The sequence below is a fragment of the Acidihalobacter prosperus genome, assembly GCF_000754095.2.
GTDB classification, from domain to species: Bacteria; Pseudomonadota; Gammaproteobacteria; order DSM-5130; family Acidihalobacteraceae; genus Acidihalobacter; species Acidihalobacter prosperus.
Genome location: NZ_JQSG02000006.1, coordinates 985,744 through 1,001,299, shown reverse-complemented (window position 1 = coordinate 1,001,299; position 15,556 = coordinate 985,744). Strand labels below are relative to the sequence as shown.

The window sequence follows — 15,556 nt, the reverse complement described above, 5'->3', positions numbered from 1 at the left end:
GACGAGGAAACGTCATCATGTGCCTGGGCATACCGATGCGCATTCTGGAGATCGACGGGGATACGGCCGTGTGCGAGGCCGGGGGCATCCGCCGCAATGTCAGCTTGTTCCTGCTGCAGCACGCGCCGCCGTCCGTGGGCGAGCACGTCATCGTGCACGTCGGCTACGCGCTGCAGACGCTCACGCACGAGGATGCGGCCGCCCGTCAGGCGCTGTTCGCCGCCTTGCAGGCCGGGGCGACGCGCTAAGCCATGCACGAACTGTCCGTCTGCCGCGCACTGCTCGACCGGGCGTTGGCCGTGGCCGCAACGCATGAGGCGGCATCGATCGGCCGTCTGGTCGTCCGCATCGGCCCGCTGTCAGGCGTTGAGCCCGGACTGCTGCGAGAGGCCTTCGCCATCGCCCGCACAGGCACGGCGGCCGCACGGGCCGAACTGGTCGTGCAGCGTAGCGCTGTCCGCGTACGCTGCGAACGATGCGGCGCGGAAAGCGAATGTCCGCCCAATCGGCTGATCTGCAGCCATTGCGGCGATGCCAGCACGCAATTGACCGGCGGCGACGAACTGTTGCTGGTGAGCGTGGAATTGCTCGCGCCGGCCGGCGACGAAGCCATCGCCCGCTGAATCTGGAGGCTCCCTCATCATGTGCGACACCTGCGGCTGCAACGTCACCTCCGGCAACCGGCATCTTCTCGACCGCCCACCCGCCGAGGGCGCCGGCGCGATCGAAATATTGGAGGGCCTGCTCTCGGCCAACGACCGCGAGGCCGCCCACAACCGCGCGCATTTCGATCGCCACGGGGTACTGGCGGTCAACCTGATGTCCGCCCCCGGCGCCGGCAAGACCGCGCTGCTCGAACGCACCCTCGACACATTGACGGGAACGCTGCGGGTCGGCGTCATCGAAGGTGACCTGGAAACCGAAAACGACGCCCGCCGCATCCGCGCCCATGGCGTGCCTGCGGTGCAGATCACCACCGGCAGCGCCTGCCACCTCGATGCCCACATGATCCACGATGCCCTGCACGCGCTGCCGCTGACGGCGCTCGACATCGTGTTCATCGAGAATGTCGGCAACCTCGTCTGTCCGGCGAGTTTCGACCTCGGCCAGCACGCCAACGTCGTGCTGTTGTCCGTCACCGAAGGCGACGACAAGCCGGCCAAATATCCGGTGATGTTTCGTGCCGCCGACCTGTTGCTGCTGAGCAAGATCGACCTGCTGCCCCTGATGGACGATTTCGCCCCGGCGCGCGCCGAGACGGCACTGCGCGCGCTGGCCAACACCGCACCGGTGATGCCGCTGTCCGCGAAACACGATATCGGCATGGCACCCTGGCTGGACTGGCTGAGGACCCGCCGCGCGGCCTGCCTGCCGAGCCAGGCGGACTGACCGTGCCCGCCCAGACCATCGCGCAGACCTGGCTGGCCCGCATCCGCGAACTGGCGCTGCCGCGCCCCATCAGGCTGATGAACGTCTGCGGCGGCCACGAGCGCAGCATCAGCTTCTCCGGCATCCGCGGCGCGCTGCCGCCCGGCATCGAGATCATTCCCGGCCCCGGCTGCCCGGTCTGCGTCTGCCCCGAGGAGGACCTGTACGAGGCCATCCGCCTGAGCCTCGAGGAGGACGTGGTGCTGGTCGCCTTCGGCGACATGCTGCGCGTGCCGGCCAACGTGCCCAAGGGCGAACCCCGCTCGCTGGAACAGGCCCGCGCCGCGGGTGCGGACGTGCGCCCGGTCGCCTCGCCGCAGGAGGCCGCCTCCATCGCCCGCGCCGAACCCGACAAACCGGTGGTGTTCTTCGTCGCCGGCTTCGAGACGACCACCGCGCCGGTCGCTGCGATGCTGGCCGAGGGCGTGCCCGACAACCTGCTGATCCTGCTCGCCGCGCGGCTGACCTGGCCGGCCGTGGCCATGCTGCTGGATTCGGGCGAGGCGGCCTTCGACGCGCTGATCGCCCCCGGCCACGTCGCCACCGTGATGGGTCCCGAGGAATGGTCCTTCGTGGTCGAGCGTCACCGCATGCCCGCGGCGATCGCCGGCTTCACCCCGGAGAGCCTGCTCGCCGCCACCTACTCGGTGCTGCGCCAGACCATCGAAGACAGGCCCTTCCTCGACAACTGCTACCCCGAGCTGGTGCGCCCCGGCGGCAACCCCACGGCCCGACGCTGGCTGAGCGAGGTGATGCAGGTCGAGGACGCCAACTGGCGCGGCATCGGCATCATCCCCGATTCCGGCTTCGCCCTGCGTCCGGCCTGGCAGCACCTCGACGCACGGCGCGTGTTCCCCGCGCCGGAGGACACGCGGCGCCGCGCCGGCGAGATGCCGCCCGGCTGCGACTGCGCCTCGGTGGTGCTGGGCCGGATCTTTCCGGACCAGTGCCGCCTTTACGGCCGCGCCTGCACCCCGCGCAACCCCATCGGCCCCTGCATGGTCTCCGACGAGGGCGCCTGCCGCATCTGGTGGTCGTCGGGGCTGCGCGAGGCGCGCAGCGCCTGAGCTCAGCGATGGCGGCCGTCAGATGGGTGGTGGGTGGTCGCGTGCAGGGCGTCGGCTATCGCCCCTTCGTCTACCGCCTCGCGCACCGCCTCGGCGTCGCCGGCACGGTGCGCAACGGCGCCGGCGTGGTGGAGATCGAGGCCCACGGCGACGACGACGCGCTGGCGGCCTTCGCCGAGGCGCTGATCGCCGAGGCCCCCGCCATCGCCCGCCCGCAACTGCTCGAACGCGGCGCGCCGACCGCGGCTGACGACATCGACGAGGGCTTTCGCATCCTGCCCAGCCGCGCCGGCGAAGCCCCACGCAACCACGTGCCGCCGGACTATTTCACCTGCCCCGACTGCCTCGCCGAGCTCGCCGACCCGGGCAACCGGCGCTACCGCTACCCCTTCATCAACTGCGCCCAGTGCGGACCCCGCTACACCCTGATCCGCGCCCTGCCCTACGACCGCGCGGCCACCACCATGGCGGGCTTCACGCTGTGCCCCGAGTGTCGTCGCGAATACGAGGACCCGCTCGACCGCCGCTTCCACGCCGAACCGGTGGCCTGCCCCACCTGCGGGCCGCAACTGGCGTTTGTCGGCGGCGACGAACGCGTCGCGGGCAACGAGGCCGCATTGACCGCCGCCGTCGGCATGCTGCGCGCCGGGGCCACCGTCGCGGTCAAGGGCATCGGCGGCTACCACCTGCTGTGCGACGCACGCAACGAAACCGCCGTCGCCCGGCTGCGCGCGCGCAAGCCGCGCCCGCACAAACCGCTGGCCGTGCTGTTCGCCGAGGACCTGCGCGACCTGCACCGCGTCGCCGATCTCTCGCCCGCGCACGAGGCGGCGCTGCGCGCGCCGGAACGCCCCATCGTGCTCGTGCCGCTACGCGATGGGCACGGCCTCGCGCCCTCCGTCTGCCCCGGCCTGAACGAACTCGGCGTCCTGCTGCCCTACAGCCCGCTGCACCATCTGCTCGCGGCCGATTTCGACGGGCCGCTGGTCGCCACCTCGGCCAATCCCAGCGGCGAACCGGTGCTCACCGACGAGGCCGAAGCCGAAAACCGGCTCGCGGACGTGGCCGACGCCTTTGTGCACCACAACCGCCCCATCGAGCGGCCGGCCGACGATTCGGTGCTGCGCGTCGTCGCAGGGCGCGCGCGTCCGCTGCGCCTCGGCCGCGGGCTGACGCCGCTCGAACTCGAACTGCCGCAGCCGCTGTCCCGCCCGCTGCTCGCCGTCGGCGGCCACCTGAAGAACACCGTCGCGCTGGCCTGGGAAAACCGCGTCGTCATCTCGCCGCACCTCGGCGACCTGGACGGCCCGCGCGCCCGCGACCTCTTTGCGCGCACCATCGCCGACCTGCAGCGGCTCTACGGCGTGCGCGCCGAGGCCGTGGCCTGCGACGCGCACCCGGATTACGCCAGCACCCGCTGGGCCGCCGCTCAGGCGCTGCCGGTGCACCGCGTCTGGCATCACCACGCACACGCCTCCGCCGTCGCCGGCGAACATCCCGCGCACCGCCGCTGGCTGGCCTTCGCCTGGGACGGCATCGGCCTCGGCCCCGACGGTGCGCTGTGGGGCGGCGAGGCGCTGTACGGCGCGCCGGGCCATTGGAGACGCGTCGGCAGCCTGCGCCCGTTTCGCCTGCCGGGTGCAGGGCGCGCCGGGCGCGAACCCTGGCGCAGCGCCGCCGCCCTGCGCTGGGAGGCGGGCATGCCGTGGCCGCTCGACAGCGAAATGGCGGAAGGCGATGCCGCGCTCCTGCGCAGCGCCTGGGAGCGCGATCTCAACTGCCATCGCAGCAGCGCCGCCGGCCGCGTCTTCGACGCCGTCGCCGCGCTGCTCGATCTGGTCCGCGAGGTGAGCTTCGAGGGTCAGGGCCCGATGTACCTCGAAGCCCTGGCGGCCCATGCCGGAACGACCGAGGCCGTCGCGCTGCCGCTGGCGCAGGACGACGCAGGCCTATGGATCACCGACTGGGCGCCGCTGCTAGCCCTGCTCGACGACCCTGCGCGCGCGCCTGTCGAGAAGGCTGCATCCGCGCATGAAAGCCTGGCCCGGGCCATCCTCGCCCAGGCGGTGACCCTGCGCGAACGCGAGCCGGTCGATGCCGTCGCCCTGAGCGGCGGCGTGTTCCAGAACCGCCTGCTCGCCGAGCGCACGCTGGCCCTGCTCGATGCCGAGGGCTTCGCCGCGCACCTCGGCGAACGCATTCCCTGCAACGACGCGGGACTGAGCTTCGGACAGGTCGTCGAATACGCGGCCGCGACCTCGAATCCGTCTTAACTCGCGAAACTTTGATCCCTTAAAACATTGCGTTAGGAAACTTTTGCGAAACAGAACGAAAGGACACACCGTCATGCAGGACACCCACGTCTCCCTCGCCCACGGCAACGGCGGACGCTACATGCGCGAACTGATCGAGGAACTGTTCGCGCGGCACCTCGCCAACCCACGCCTCGACGTGGACGCCGACGCGGTGGCGATTCCGCTGCCGCCCGGCGATGTGCTGGTGACCACCGACGGCTTCACCGTACAGCCGCTGGAGTTCCCGGGCGGGGACATCGGCGCGCTGGCGGTGCACGGCACGGTCAACGACCTCGCCGTGGCCGGCGCGCGGCCGCACTACCTCACGCTCAACGTGTTCGTCGAGGAGGGTTTCGAGATCGCCGCCCTCGAACGCATCGTGGCCAGCCTGGCGCGCGCCACGCGCGAGGCCGGCGTGGCGGTGGCGGCGGGCGACACCAAGGTGCTGCGCCGCGGCGAGGGCGGCGGCCTGTATCTCGCCACCACCGGCGTCGGCATCCGCGAACCGGGACGGCGTCTCGGCCTGCGCGAGGTCCGCGCCGGCGACCGCGTGCTGGTCAGCGGCCCGGTAGGCGACCACGGCGTGGCGGTGATGCTCGCGCGCGAGCAGTTCGGCCTGCGCGGCGACCTGCGCTCCGACGCCGCCACCGTGCTGCCGCTGACCGAGGCCCTGCTCGGCATCGACGGCCTGCGCTTCATGCGCGACCCCACCCGCGGCGGTCTCGCCACCGTGGCCAATGAAATCGTCCGCGCCACGGGTCTCGACCTGCACCTCGACGAAGCGCTGATCCCGGTGCGCGAGCCTGTGCGCGCGGTCTGCGAAATGCTCGGCTACGACCCGCTCTACCTCGCCTGCGAAGGCCGCGTGGTCGCGGTCGTCGCCCCCGAAGCGACCGAGGGCGCCCTCGCCGCCTGGCGCGAACTGCCCGGCGGCACCGAAGCCGCACTGATCGGCACGCTCAGCGAAACCCGGAACCGCGCCCGCGCCATCCTGCGCACTCCGCTCGGCGGCGAACGCGTGCTGGAAGAACTGGAAGACGACCCGCTGCCACGGATCTGCTGAGGACTGCTTTGGGATGGCAACCAGAAGTATGGGATGGATAGCCAATTTCGCATTGGAGAAGAACTGCATCCGCTTCGACTGGACGATCGACGCCGCCAACGCATTTGAATTTCATCGAAAGCCTGGGGCACATGTGTTGCAGACAAGCTGTATTTTCGCCTCTCTGGTCCCGACCTCGAAGCCCATGCAAAGGAAACAACACAGCGAGTTCGAGGTAACTGAATGTCGATACCGCCGGTTAATGCCTGGGCATTGCCTGGACTCACGCGCCCATCAGCAGCCAGGCTCCCACCATAAAAAAGATAATTTAGATACATTAAATGGGTTAAAATAAAAACAAATTATAAGCGCGTTACCGTGGAACGCATCACCTCCCGCACCACCCCTCCATACACCAATATTCGCTTAGCACATCTACGATATCTAGTGACAACATACACTAGCATTCGAATGCCAGCTAATAGTCAATATTCCCCCACGCATGTCAGCCCATGTATCGAGGCAACTCTGCTACAGCTTTACTCCTTCAAACATTCAATTATATCTCATCCCACGCCAAGTGCATTTCATCCCCCTAAAATATAAGCATAAATATCATCTATTTTAAAATAAACAGATATTAAGAAACTTTTTTACGTGGTCTTATTCACACATAACATCGAGCAACACTCCTCACTCAAAAAAATACCTTGTCATTAAGGTGTTTTTTCAAGCGCATCTTATTAATTAGATCTTATTATTTTCTGTTTTTTATAGACAGAAAATTCTGATTCACCCGCTTTCAGGAGGCCTGTCGACTATGAAATGGGCGAAACGGTACGTTTTATATTTTCGTTACCTAGCGTATTCACCCTTGCTGCTTCTGAGTGGCTGTAGCGACACCCATTTTTGGCTGTTCAATCCCAAAGGACTCATCGCTGACACCGAATTGCACTACATGATTATCGATGTGACCTTGATGGCAATCGTGATCGTACCAACGACTTTCCTGCTGATATGGGTAGTCTGGCGCTACCGAGAAAAGCGCAGATCGGCATTTGCACCAGAATGGTCGCACTCAAATGTGATAGAGGTTGTGGTATGGGGGATACCACTGCTGATCGTTGGCGTGCTGTCATATTACTCATGGCGCGGCATTCAAGCCGTCAACCCCTACAATCCACATGCACTTAATAGCCACGGCGCCAGCACAGCCCGTTCCCATAAACCACTCACGGTCGATGTCATAACCACAGATTGGCAGTGGCTCTTTGTTTACCCGAATAAACATATTGCAGTAGCCAACGAGCTCGTTGTGCCGACCGGGACGAAACTGCATTTGAAGTTGACCTCGACGTCTGTGGTCAACAGCTTCTATATCCCGCAGATCGTTGGGCAGATTTACGCAATGCCCGGTATGCGCACAAAACAATCTTTCGAAGTTGACCATCCAGGTCGCTATCATGGGTTTTCAGCGGCATTCAGCGGCCCCGGTTTCTCTTGGATGGATTTCAAGGTCAAAGCTGTTCCGCCGGCGAAATTCACAGCCTGGATAAAAAAAGCCGGGACCTCTAAAAACACCTTGAACTATGCAAGCTTCTCTAGGTTTGCCGAGCCGACTGTCAATATCGAAAGAAAAATACATTATTTTTCCGATGTAAAAACCGGCTTGTTCGCCAAAGTCATAAAAGCAGTACGTTCGCAACGCCTTCACTATGTCACCCCGATGGCCATGACGGAAAACATGCACGCCAAAATCTTCCGCACTCACTCCAACTGACTCAGGAGCCCACGCGATGCCTGTTCATCTACAAGGTCCATGGAATGAACTGTTCGGCCGCCTTGGCCTGCTGCTGATCCCGCACTACAACAACCCCGTCATATTTTTCGCCTTCATGCTGGTCACAGTCGGGGGCACAGCCGTCCTCACGACGCTAACGATTCTTGGCCGCTGGGGCTGGCTGTGGCGCGACTGGTTGACCACGGTAGACCACAAGAAAATCGGCATCATGTATGTGCTGATCGGCCTGATCATGCTGTTCCGTGGTTTTTTCGACGCGCTCATGATCCGTTCTCAACAAGCCTTAGCCGTTGGACCAAATTCCCCTGGCGTGCTCGGCGCCTTGCACGGATATCTCCCACCTTTCCACCTTGATCAGGTTTGGACCGCGCACGGAATGATCATGATCTTGTTGGCGGTCACACCGATTCTTATCGGCATGATGAACTTGATCGTGCCGCTGCAGATAGGCGCGCGCGACATGGCTTATCCGTATTTAAATGCTCTCGGACTTTGGTTGACCGCCGTGTCGGCCGCATTGGTCATGATCGCGCTGTTCGTCGGCGATTTCTCGCACGCCGGCTGGGTCGGCCTCGCACCTCTTACCGAACTTGCATACAGCCCAGGAGTGGGCGTGGATTACTGGCTATGGTCGATACAGATCGGCAGCATCGGCACGACGCTGGGCTCAATCAACATCATCGCCACGATCATCAAGATGCGCGCCCCAGGTATGAAATGGTTTCGACTGCCGATATTCACCTGGACTTCGATGGCCACCAGCATCATCGGGCTGACCTCGTTCCCGGTACTTGGCGTTGCACTCAGCCTTTTGACCTTCGATCGCTACCTTGGCACGCACTTCTTCACCGCTGGCCTTGGCGGTGATCTCATGATGTACACCAACCTGTTCTGGATCTGGGGTCACCCGGAAGTGTACTTCGTCGTACTGCCGGCTTTCGGATTTCTGTCTGAAATCATTCCAACCTTTTCTCGCAAACCGTTGTTTGGCTACACCACCATGGTACTGGCTTCATTCAGTATCGCCGGTGTGTCCTGGCTGGTCTGGCTGCACCATTTCTTCACCATGGGCGCCAGCCCAAAGGTACTGGCCTTCTACAGCATCACCACCATGCTGGTCGGCATTCCGACAGGCGTGAAGGTGTTCAACTGGGTATTCACGATGTATCGAGGCCGCATCCGGATGGAGGCACCGATGCTATGGGCGGTGACATCGGTCTTTCTGCTCATCATCGGCGGAATGACGGGCATGATGCTATCCATTCCGGCGATCAACTACATCGTGCACAACAGTGTTTTTGTGGTTGCCCACTTTCACAACATGTTCATGGTGATTACCTACGCCGCTTTCGGCGCGATCGTCTTTTGGTGGCCCAAGGTGTTCGGCTTCAAGCTCGATGAACGCCTTGGACGCATGTTCTTCTGGTTATTCTCGACCGGCACCGCCCTGGTTTTCCTGCCGATGTATACGCTCGGCCTCATGGGCATGACGCGTCGTCTCGACTACATCTCCCACCCTTCGTGGTGGCCCCTGCTGCTGATCGAACTGTGCGGCATCGGCTTCTATCTGGTTTCGGTATTCGTGTTTCTAGGCATGATCTACGTCAGTTACCGTGACCGCGCCAGCAATGCCGTCACGGCCGATGATGCCTGGGGTACTTCGCGGAGCCTTGAGTGGCTGACCCATACGCCGGTTCCGTTCTACAACTTCGCCGTGACTCCGATCGTGCATGCACTGGATGAGGTCGCCTGGCGACGCGAACAGGGTACTCTTGATCGGCAGCCCGAACGCTACACAGACATACACATGCCGAACAACACTGGCATGCCGATCATCATCAGCGGTTTCACCCTGATCTGCGGTTTCTCCATGGTATGGCGCATTTACTTGCTGGCCCTGGTCAGCTTCATTGCGATCATCGCACTGGTGCTGATTCGCTCCTTCACCAAGCACCCCGGGTATGTCATCACGGCCGAGGAAATCGGGGAACTGGAACGCACATCGCGGCCGCATCGCCAAACCGAAGAAATCGAGAACCCCGTTTCTATGGGAACCGGCGGCGGATCCATGCCCAACCATGGCGCTCCCGCGGCCAGACATCCGGATTATTGATTTCATGCGGGAACACCGCTTCAGCCAGAACGACTCAAGCCTGATTTCTGGAGTTCACGACTGATGAATACATACCAAGACACCAGCGACATGTGGCAATACGAGGATCACCCACACGATGCCATTGGCACGCGAACACTCGGCTTCTGGTTGTACATGATGAGCGACCTGATGATCTTTGCCGGATTGTTCGCCACCTTCGGCATCTACGCCGACGGGATGCACTATGCAGGAGCCTTTACTGCAGGTCAGGTCATCCATCCGGGCCCCGCCCTGTGGTCGACGGCATTCATCTTTGCCAGCGTTCTCGCCTATGGATATGCCATGGTCTCTCTCAAGAAGGCCAATCGCAGTGGCGTACTCCTCGGCATTGCCATGGCATTCGTCCTGGGCATCGCTTTCCTGGGCATGGAATGGCACGAATTCAGCGATCTATACGCGATGGGTGCAATTCCCGAAAAGAGCGGCTTCCTGTCCGATTACTGGGTCATCGTGCTGGTTCACGCCGTGCACGTTGCCTTTGGCCTGCTCTGGTTGGCAGCCATGTTCATTCAGGTGGCGCTTGAGGGATTCACTGAGGACGTGGTGTATCGCTTGCTCAACCTCAAAATATTCTGGCTGTTTCAGGCCGTGATCTGGGTCTGCGTATTCACCCTCGTCTACCTCATGGGTTCGACCTCATTGGCTGCCATCTGATCACTGCAAACCTACGGAGACATGTCGATGTCGCACTCACACTTCAATCCGATTGAACATCCCGAGGTCCAGGTCGCCAATGGCGCAGGATATCTGTTCGTGTTTATTCTCGAATACTTAGCAATGGCGGCCTGTGTCTGGCTGCTCAACACCCACTGGCTGAACGGTCCTGCATTGTTGATCCTGATCCTAGCCATCGCACTCATCGTAATCGCCGTACAGCTTTATGCCTTCTTCAAGCTCAACCTGTCCGAACACCGGATTTGGCATACCGTTTCGCTGGTGCTCACGCTGCCGCTACTGGTCATCACCATTGGGCTGACAACCATGATGTTTATCACATTGATGCACCGCACGATGATCGGGGGTACGTGAAATGATGAAATCCGCATCAGCTTAATGCCACGATGGCATTGCAAATTCGATCTGGCTGGAGCACTCCCTATTTGCCAATACCCGCACCAGCATTTCCGAGCATCCATATGGCCCGCATGGATGGTCTGTAGGTGGACGTGATGTGTGTGCATAGGCCAGCTCGAAATACTACGTGCTTGCCCCTATGCAAGGATCCACAATCTAGCCGGCACGTGGCCAGCGACCCGGCACTATCCGCTATAACGCCGCACGGCCCCTGCATCGCTGTCACGTAAGGAGCCCATCAAATGCAGCGAACCGAACGGCATATTCATTGCATACCAGCTGGTCTCGCCCCCCCTCATGCGGCTTCGCCTCTATGTCCCACCGCCACCCCGACTTCATCACCGACGTCGATCGCACGCGGCCAGGTCTTGCGCATGAAACACACCCAATCCGGGTGCATAGAAATACTCAAGTTGCTCGCCATGTTGTTCGTCCACAACATGGCAATAACGCTGCAAATTGGTGCGCTGAGCCTTCGAAACCCAAATTGAGCATGCCATATGGCAAAACCGGCTCTCGAACCCTCGCCCCTTCCTGTGACCCACCATCTGCGGCCAGGTATGTCACGCAGGATTTGGATCACCCTCTACCGTCAATGAATCAACAAGGAAAGTCCCGATGACCGACACGGATCAGACGAAAACGGAAAACCCGCATAAAGGCGCACTGCAACACCAGCGATTCGAACTGGCGGATGGCTCACTCGACGTGAACGTGGTCGCCGACTGGCTGGAGATTTACGATCAGGACGAGCCGAAGGCACGGATGTTCCATACCGCCTATCTGGCACAGAACGCCGACGCCGAACGGCCGGTCATCTTCTGCATGAACGGCGGCCCCGGCGCTTCCTCGCTGTTCCTGCATTTTGCCTGCGCCGGGCCCAAAAGCCTGTCACGCACGGACGAGGGCAAACTCGATCTCGCCAGCCGGACGCTGGCCGACAACCCCGAGTCCTGGCTTAATTTCGCCGATCTCGTGTTCATCGACCCGGTCGGCACCGGTTTCAGTCATCTGATCAAGCCCAAGAAAAAGGACGACGAAGACAAATCGGAAAAGAAGGCGGAAGACGATAAAAACCCCTACTGGGCGACGAAAAAGGACCTGGATTCCATCGGACAGTTCATGCGTCGCTTCCTGCGCCAGCACAAGCTCTGGCAGCGCCCCCTGTACTACGCCGGCGAGAGTTATGGCGGTTATCGCGCCTGTCGACTGGCAAAGCTGCTGAACAAGGAATACGGGCTGGGCATGGCCGGCATCATCAGCATTTCGCCGATCTGGCAATTCAGCGACGTTCTGGATTCCGACTACAGCGCCGGCCAGTGGGTCAATCAGCTGCCGACGTATGCCGCGATCGCGCATCGCCACGGCATCGGCCGCCATTTCGATCAGGAAGCCGCGATGGACGAGGTACTCGCGGAAAGCGAACGCTTCAGCGTCAGCGAATTCGCGCAAATGCTGGTCTCCGGAAGCCTCATGCCCGCCGAGCAGCGCGAAGCGGTGTTGGGCAAGACGGCGGACCTGATCGGCCTGGACGCCGATTTCGTCAAACGCTCGAGCGGCCGGATAAGAATCAGCGACTACGCCCGCTTGGCGCGCAAGAACCATGATGAAATCACCGATCTGTACGACGGCAGCCTCTACTCGCTCGACCCCTTCCCGCACCGGACCAATAACGAGCATGCCATCAGCGAGTCGCTGTTCATCGATAGCCACCTGTTCCAGAACGCACTCCATCAATGGTATTTCGAGGTGCTCGGGGTCGAAACGCCGCTGGAATACACGGTGCTCAGCGAAGAAGCATTCAAGCACTGGAAAAACGACGAGAAGAAATACGACCTGTTCGAGATGACTTCCGCGGTCGACGATTTTCGTGCCGGCATGGCCGCCAACACGCAGCAGCGTGCGCTGATCGTGCACGGCCGATTCGACACGGTCACGCCGTATTTCGCCAGCAAACGCCTGCTGCTCCAGTCGAACCTGGACGCGTCTGTCGCAGCGCGCATCAGCGAGAAACTCTACGACGGAGGCCACATGTTCTACTCCTGGCCCGAAGTCAAAAACCGTTTCTCGGATGACATCAAGGCGTTCGTATTGGGCGCTTAGACGCGATTTGGCGAACCTGCGTCGGTGCCATGGCTGACCCAGCCCGGAGTTGATCATCGCGATCCCGATGACTGAAATACGCCCCGGAAAACTGACCGATTACCCGCAGCTCGTCGCATACGACGAGTTCATCGGCGACCGCCGCCAGGATTTTCAGGCCGGCGGGATCACGGTCGCCGACCAGGACGGGCAAATAGCCGTGGCCTACATGCATATCGAGAGCGCTGCCTTTCTCGGTTGGCCGCTGCTGGCTCGGATCCGCGTGCATCCGGAGCATCGCCGATGCGGTCTCGGCCTTCGCCTGGTCGAGGCCGCAATGCACGATGCGCGGCACCCTCGGCTATACGCAACGAGCGAACAGTCCAACATCCCCATGCAGACATTACTCGGCCGTGCGGGCGCACGGCCATAGGACATGTCGACGAACTGAACCTCGATGGGGAGAGGGAACTACTGTACCGGCTCAAATGAGGGTATCCGCGGACTGACGAATCCCCCGCATCCGCCCGGCACACTCCCTGCATGGGGTACACTCCCATGCTGGACCAGGCCGAGCGACGATTGTCTCTGATGACTCACCGCCACACCGTAATCTTCACCGACCTCGACCACACCCTGCTCGACGCCCGCGGCGGGCTGGGCAAGGCCGCGCCGTTCATCCGCCGCCTGGCGGCCCGCGGCATCCCGGTCATCCCTGCCACCAGCAAGACGGCGGCCGAGGTGTTGAATCTCTGGCGGCGCTGGAGCCTGCACGGACCCGCCGTGGTCGAGAATGGCGCCGCGCTGTGCCTGCCGCGACGCGATCGCGGCGGCTGGCGCATTCACCGGCTCACGTCCTGGCGGTACGCCAGCATCCGCGCCCTGCTGCGCGGGTGGCGCGCACCCCTGGACCTGCCGCTGGAGGGCTTCGGTGACTGGTCGCTGGAAACCATCTGTCGCCTGACCGGGCTATCGCCGATCAATGCGCTGGCCGCGCGCACGCGCATGGCCTCGGAACCCCTGCGCTGGGAGGGCCCGGTCGACGAACGCCTGGACGAGCGCCTCCACGAAGCGGGCCTGACCGCGTTACAGGGTGGCCGTTTTCTCACCGTGCAGCCGGCCACGATCGACAAGGCCTGGGGCGCCGCCGTACTCTTGAATCACCTGCGCGCCGACGGCAACTGGCCGCGCGTGATTGCCTTGGGCGATGCGCCCAACGACCGCCGTCTGCTCGAAATGGCGGATCGAGCGGCCTGCCTGCCCGGCCCCAGGCCGCTGTCCGACGAGGTACCCTGTCTACGCGCCCGCAACGCCGGACCCGCCGGCTGGATCGAGGCGCTCACACGTTTGGGAGTGGCGTGAACCATGGCGGACTTTCACCAGGGCGGCACCATCGCCACACTGCACGATCTCGGGACGCGCAGCCTCGGGGATCTGGAGCGCACCTTGTGCCGCTTCAACGAAAAACGGCCGCTGGCCTTGCTGATTCCCGCGCTGTATTCGGAGCTTGAGGGTCCGGCGCTGTCGAACATCGTCGAGCATATCGCCAAGATCCCCTATCTCTCGGCGGTGGTCATCGGCCTGGACCAGGCCGACGAAGCCCAGTTCCACGCCGCCAAGGCGTTTTTTTCCCGCCTGCCGCAGCCCTTGCATCTGCTGTGGAACGACGGACCGCGCCTGCGCGCCATTCACGACCGTCTCGATGCCGACGACCTCGCGCCCAATCAGCCGGGCAAGGGCCGCAACGTGTGGTACTGCCTCGGCTATATCGCGGCCACCGGTCTCGCCGAGGTGGTCGCGCTGCACGATGCCGACATCCTGACCTACGACCGCATGCTGCCCGCGCGCCTGCTGTATCCGATCGCGGCGCCCGATTTCGGCTTCCGTTTCTGCAAGGGCTATTATCCGCGCGTGGCCGACGATCGCCTCGGCGGACGCGTATCGCGGCTGTTCTTCACGCCGCTGATCCGCAGCCTGGCGCAGATTCTCGGCCCGACCAGCTATCTCGAATTCCTCGACGCCTTCCGTTATCCGCTGTCGGGCGAGTTCGCGCTGCACACGGACGAAATCCCTCGCCTGCGCATTCCGCCGGACTGGGGGCTGGAAGTGGGTCTGCTGTCGGAAATCTACCGCAACCTCAACAGCCGCAGGGTCTGTCAGGTCGACATCGCCGCGCGCTACGACCACAAGCATCAGCCGATGTCGGAAAGCGACGCCAGCAGCGGGCTGGCGCGCATGAGCCGCGAGATCGCGGTGTCCGTGTTCCGCAAGCTGGCGACCGAGGGCGTGGTGCTCGCGCCGGAGACGTTCCGCACGCTCAAGGCAGCCTATCTGCGCAACGCGCTGGATCTGGTGCAGCGCTACCAGGCCGATGCGGCCCTCAACGGCCTCGACTTCAACATTCACGCCGAGGAGGCCGCGGTCGAGACCTTCACCCGCGCCGTGATAGAGGCTGGCGATACCTTCCTCGCCAGCCCCTTCGAACCGCCCTACATCCCGAGCTGGAGCCGGGTGAGCAGCGCCCACCCGGATATTCCTGCAGCGCTGGCCCAGGCCGTGGCCGAGGACAACGGGTTCGCCCTGCCCTAGTTCCTCCAGGCCATACGCCGCAAA

14 protein-coding genes are annotated in these 15,556 nt (G+C 62.8%); all 14 read left to right on the top strand.

Going from position 1 to position 15,556, the window contains the following annotated elements:
• Positions 1-17: 17 nt before the first annotated feature.
• The 14 genes from THPRO_RS15415 (at position 18) to THPRO_RS15350 (ending at position 15,532) form a co-directional block, all read left to right on the top strand.
• A complete protein-coding gene (locus THPRO_RS15415; protein ID WP_038091343.1) occupies positions 18-248 on the top strand; it encodes a HypC/HybG/HupF family hydrogenase formation chaperone in 231 nt (76 codons plus the stop codon).
• A gap of 3 nt (positions 249-251) precedes the next feature.
• The gene (locus THPRO_RS15410) at positions 252-623 is read left to right on the top strand and encodes a hydrogenase maturation nickel metallochaperone HypA/HybF (RefSeq protein ID WP_038091340.1); all 372 of its coding nucleotides are present in this window, start codon (positions 252-254) and stop codon (positions 621-623) included.
• 19 nt (positions 624-642) lie between these two features.
• The gene (gene hypB / locus THPRO_RS15405; RefSeq protein WP_065089839.1) at positions 643-1,389 is read left to right on the top strand and encodes a hydrogenase nickel incorporation protein HypB; all 747 of its coding nucleotides are present in this window, start codon (positions 643-645) and stop codon (positions 1,387-1,389) included.
• 2 nt (positions 1,390-1,391) lie between these two features.
• A complete protein-coding gene (hypD, locus tag THPRO_RS15400) occupies positions 1,392-2,495 on the top strand; it encodes a hydrogenase formation protein HypD (RefSeq protein WP_038091338.1) in 1,104 nt (367 codons plus the stop codon).
• 8 nt (positions 2,496-2,503) lie between these two features.
• The gene (gene hypF / locus THPRO_RS15395) at positions 2,504-4,768 is read left to right on the top strand and encodes a carbamoyltransferase HypF (protein ID WP_065089899.1); all 2,265 of its coding nucleotides are present in this window, start codon (positions 2,504-2,506) and stop codon (positions 4,766-4,768) included.
• A gap of 73 nt (positions 4,769-4,841) precedes the next feature.
• Positions 4,842-5,852, top strand: a complete 1,011-nt coding sequence (gene hypE / locus THPRO_RS15390; RefSeq protein ID WP_038091336.1) for a hydrogenase expression/formation protein HypE — start codon at positions 4,842-4,844, stop codon at positions 5,850-5,852.
• A gap of 799 nt (positions 5,853-6,651) precedes the next feature.
• Complete coding sequence (locus THPRO_RS15385) at positions 6,652-7,611, top strand: ubiquinol oxidase subunit II (RefSeq protein WP_038091328.1); 960 nt, start codon at positions 6,652-6,654, stop codon at positions 7,609-7,611.
• 16 nt (positions 7,612-7,627) lie between these two features.
• Entirely contained in the window at positions 7,628-9,745 is a 2,118-nt protein-coding gene (locus THPRO_RS15380) for a cbb3-type cytochrome c oxidase subunit I (RefSeq protein ID WP_038091325.1), read from the top strand.
• A 63-nt stretch (positions 9,746-9,808) separates the two neighbouring features.
• Positions 9,809-10,441 (top strand): cytochrome c oxidase subunit 3, encoded by a 633-nt coding sequence (locus THPRO_RS15375; protein WP_038091323.1) that lies wholly within the window; start codon positions 9,809-9,811, stop codon positions 10,439-10,441.
• 27 nt (positions 10,442-10,468) lie between these two features.
• On the top strand, positions 10,469-10,816 hold the full coding sequence (locus THPRO_RS15370; protein ID WP_038091516.1) for a hypothetical protein: 348 nt from the start codon (positions 10,469-10,471) through the stop codon (positions 10,814-10,816).
• Positions 10,817-11,479: 663 nt separating this feature from the next.
• Positions 11,480-12,964 carry a S10 family serine carboxypeptidase-like protein gene (locus THPRO_RS15365; RefSeq protein WP_052064506.1) on the top strand — a complete coding sequence of 495 codons (1,485 nt, stop codon included), beginning with the start codon at positions 11,480-11,482 and terminating at the stop codon, positions 12,962-12,964.
• 67 nt (positions 12,965-13,031) lie between these two features.
• Entirely contained in the window at positions 13,032-13,376 is a 345-nt protein-coding gene (locus tag THPRO_RS15360) for a GNAT family N-acetyltransferase (protein ID WP_145930888.1), read from the top strand.
• 125 nt (positions 13,377-13,501) lie between these two features.
• A complete protein-coding gene (locus THPRO_RS15355) occupies positions 13,502-14,305 on the top strand; it encodes an HAD-IIB family hydrolase (protein ID WP_052064505.1) in 804 nt (267 codons plus the stop codon).
• Positions 14,306-14,308: 3 nt separating this feature from the next.
• Positions 14,309-15,532 carry a glycosyltransferase family protein gene (locus THPRO_RS15350; RefSeq protein WP_038091314.1) on the top strand — a complete coding sequence of 408 codons (1,224 nt, stop codon included), beginning with the start codon at positions 14,309-14,311 and terminating at the stop codon, positions 15,530-15,532.
• Positions 15,533-15,556: the final 24 nt, after the last annotated feature.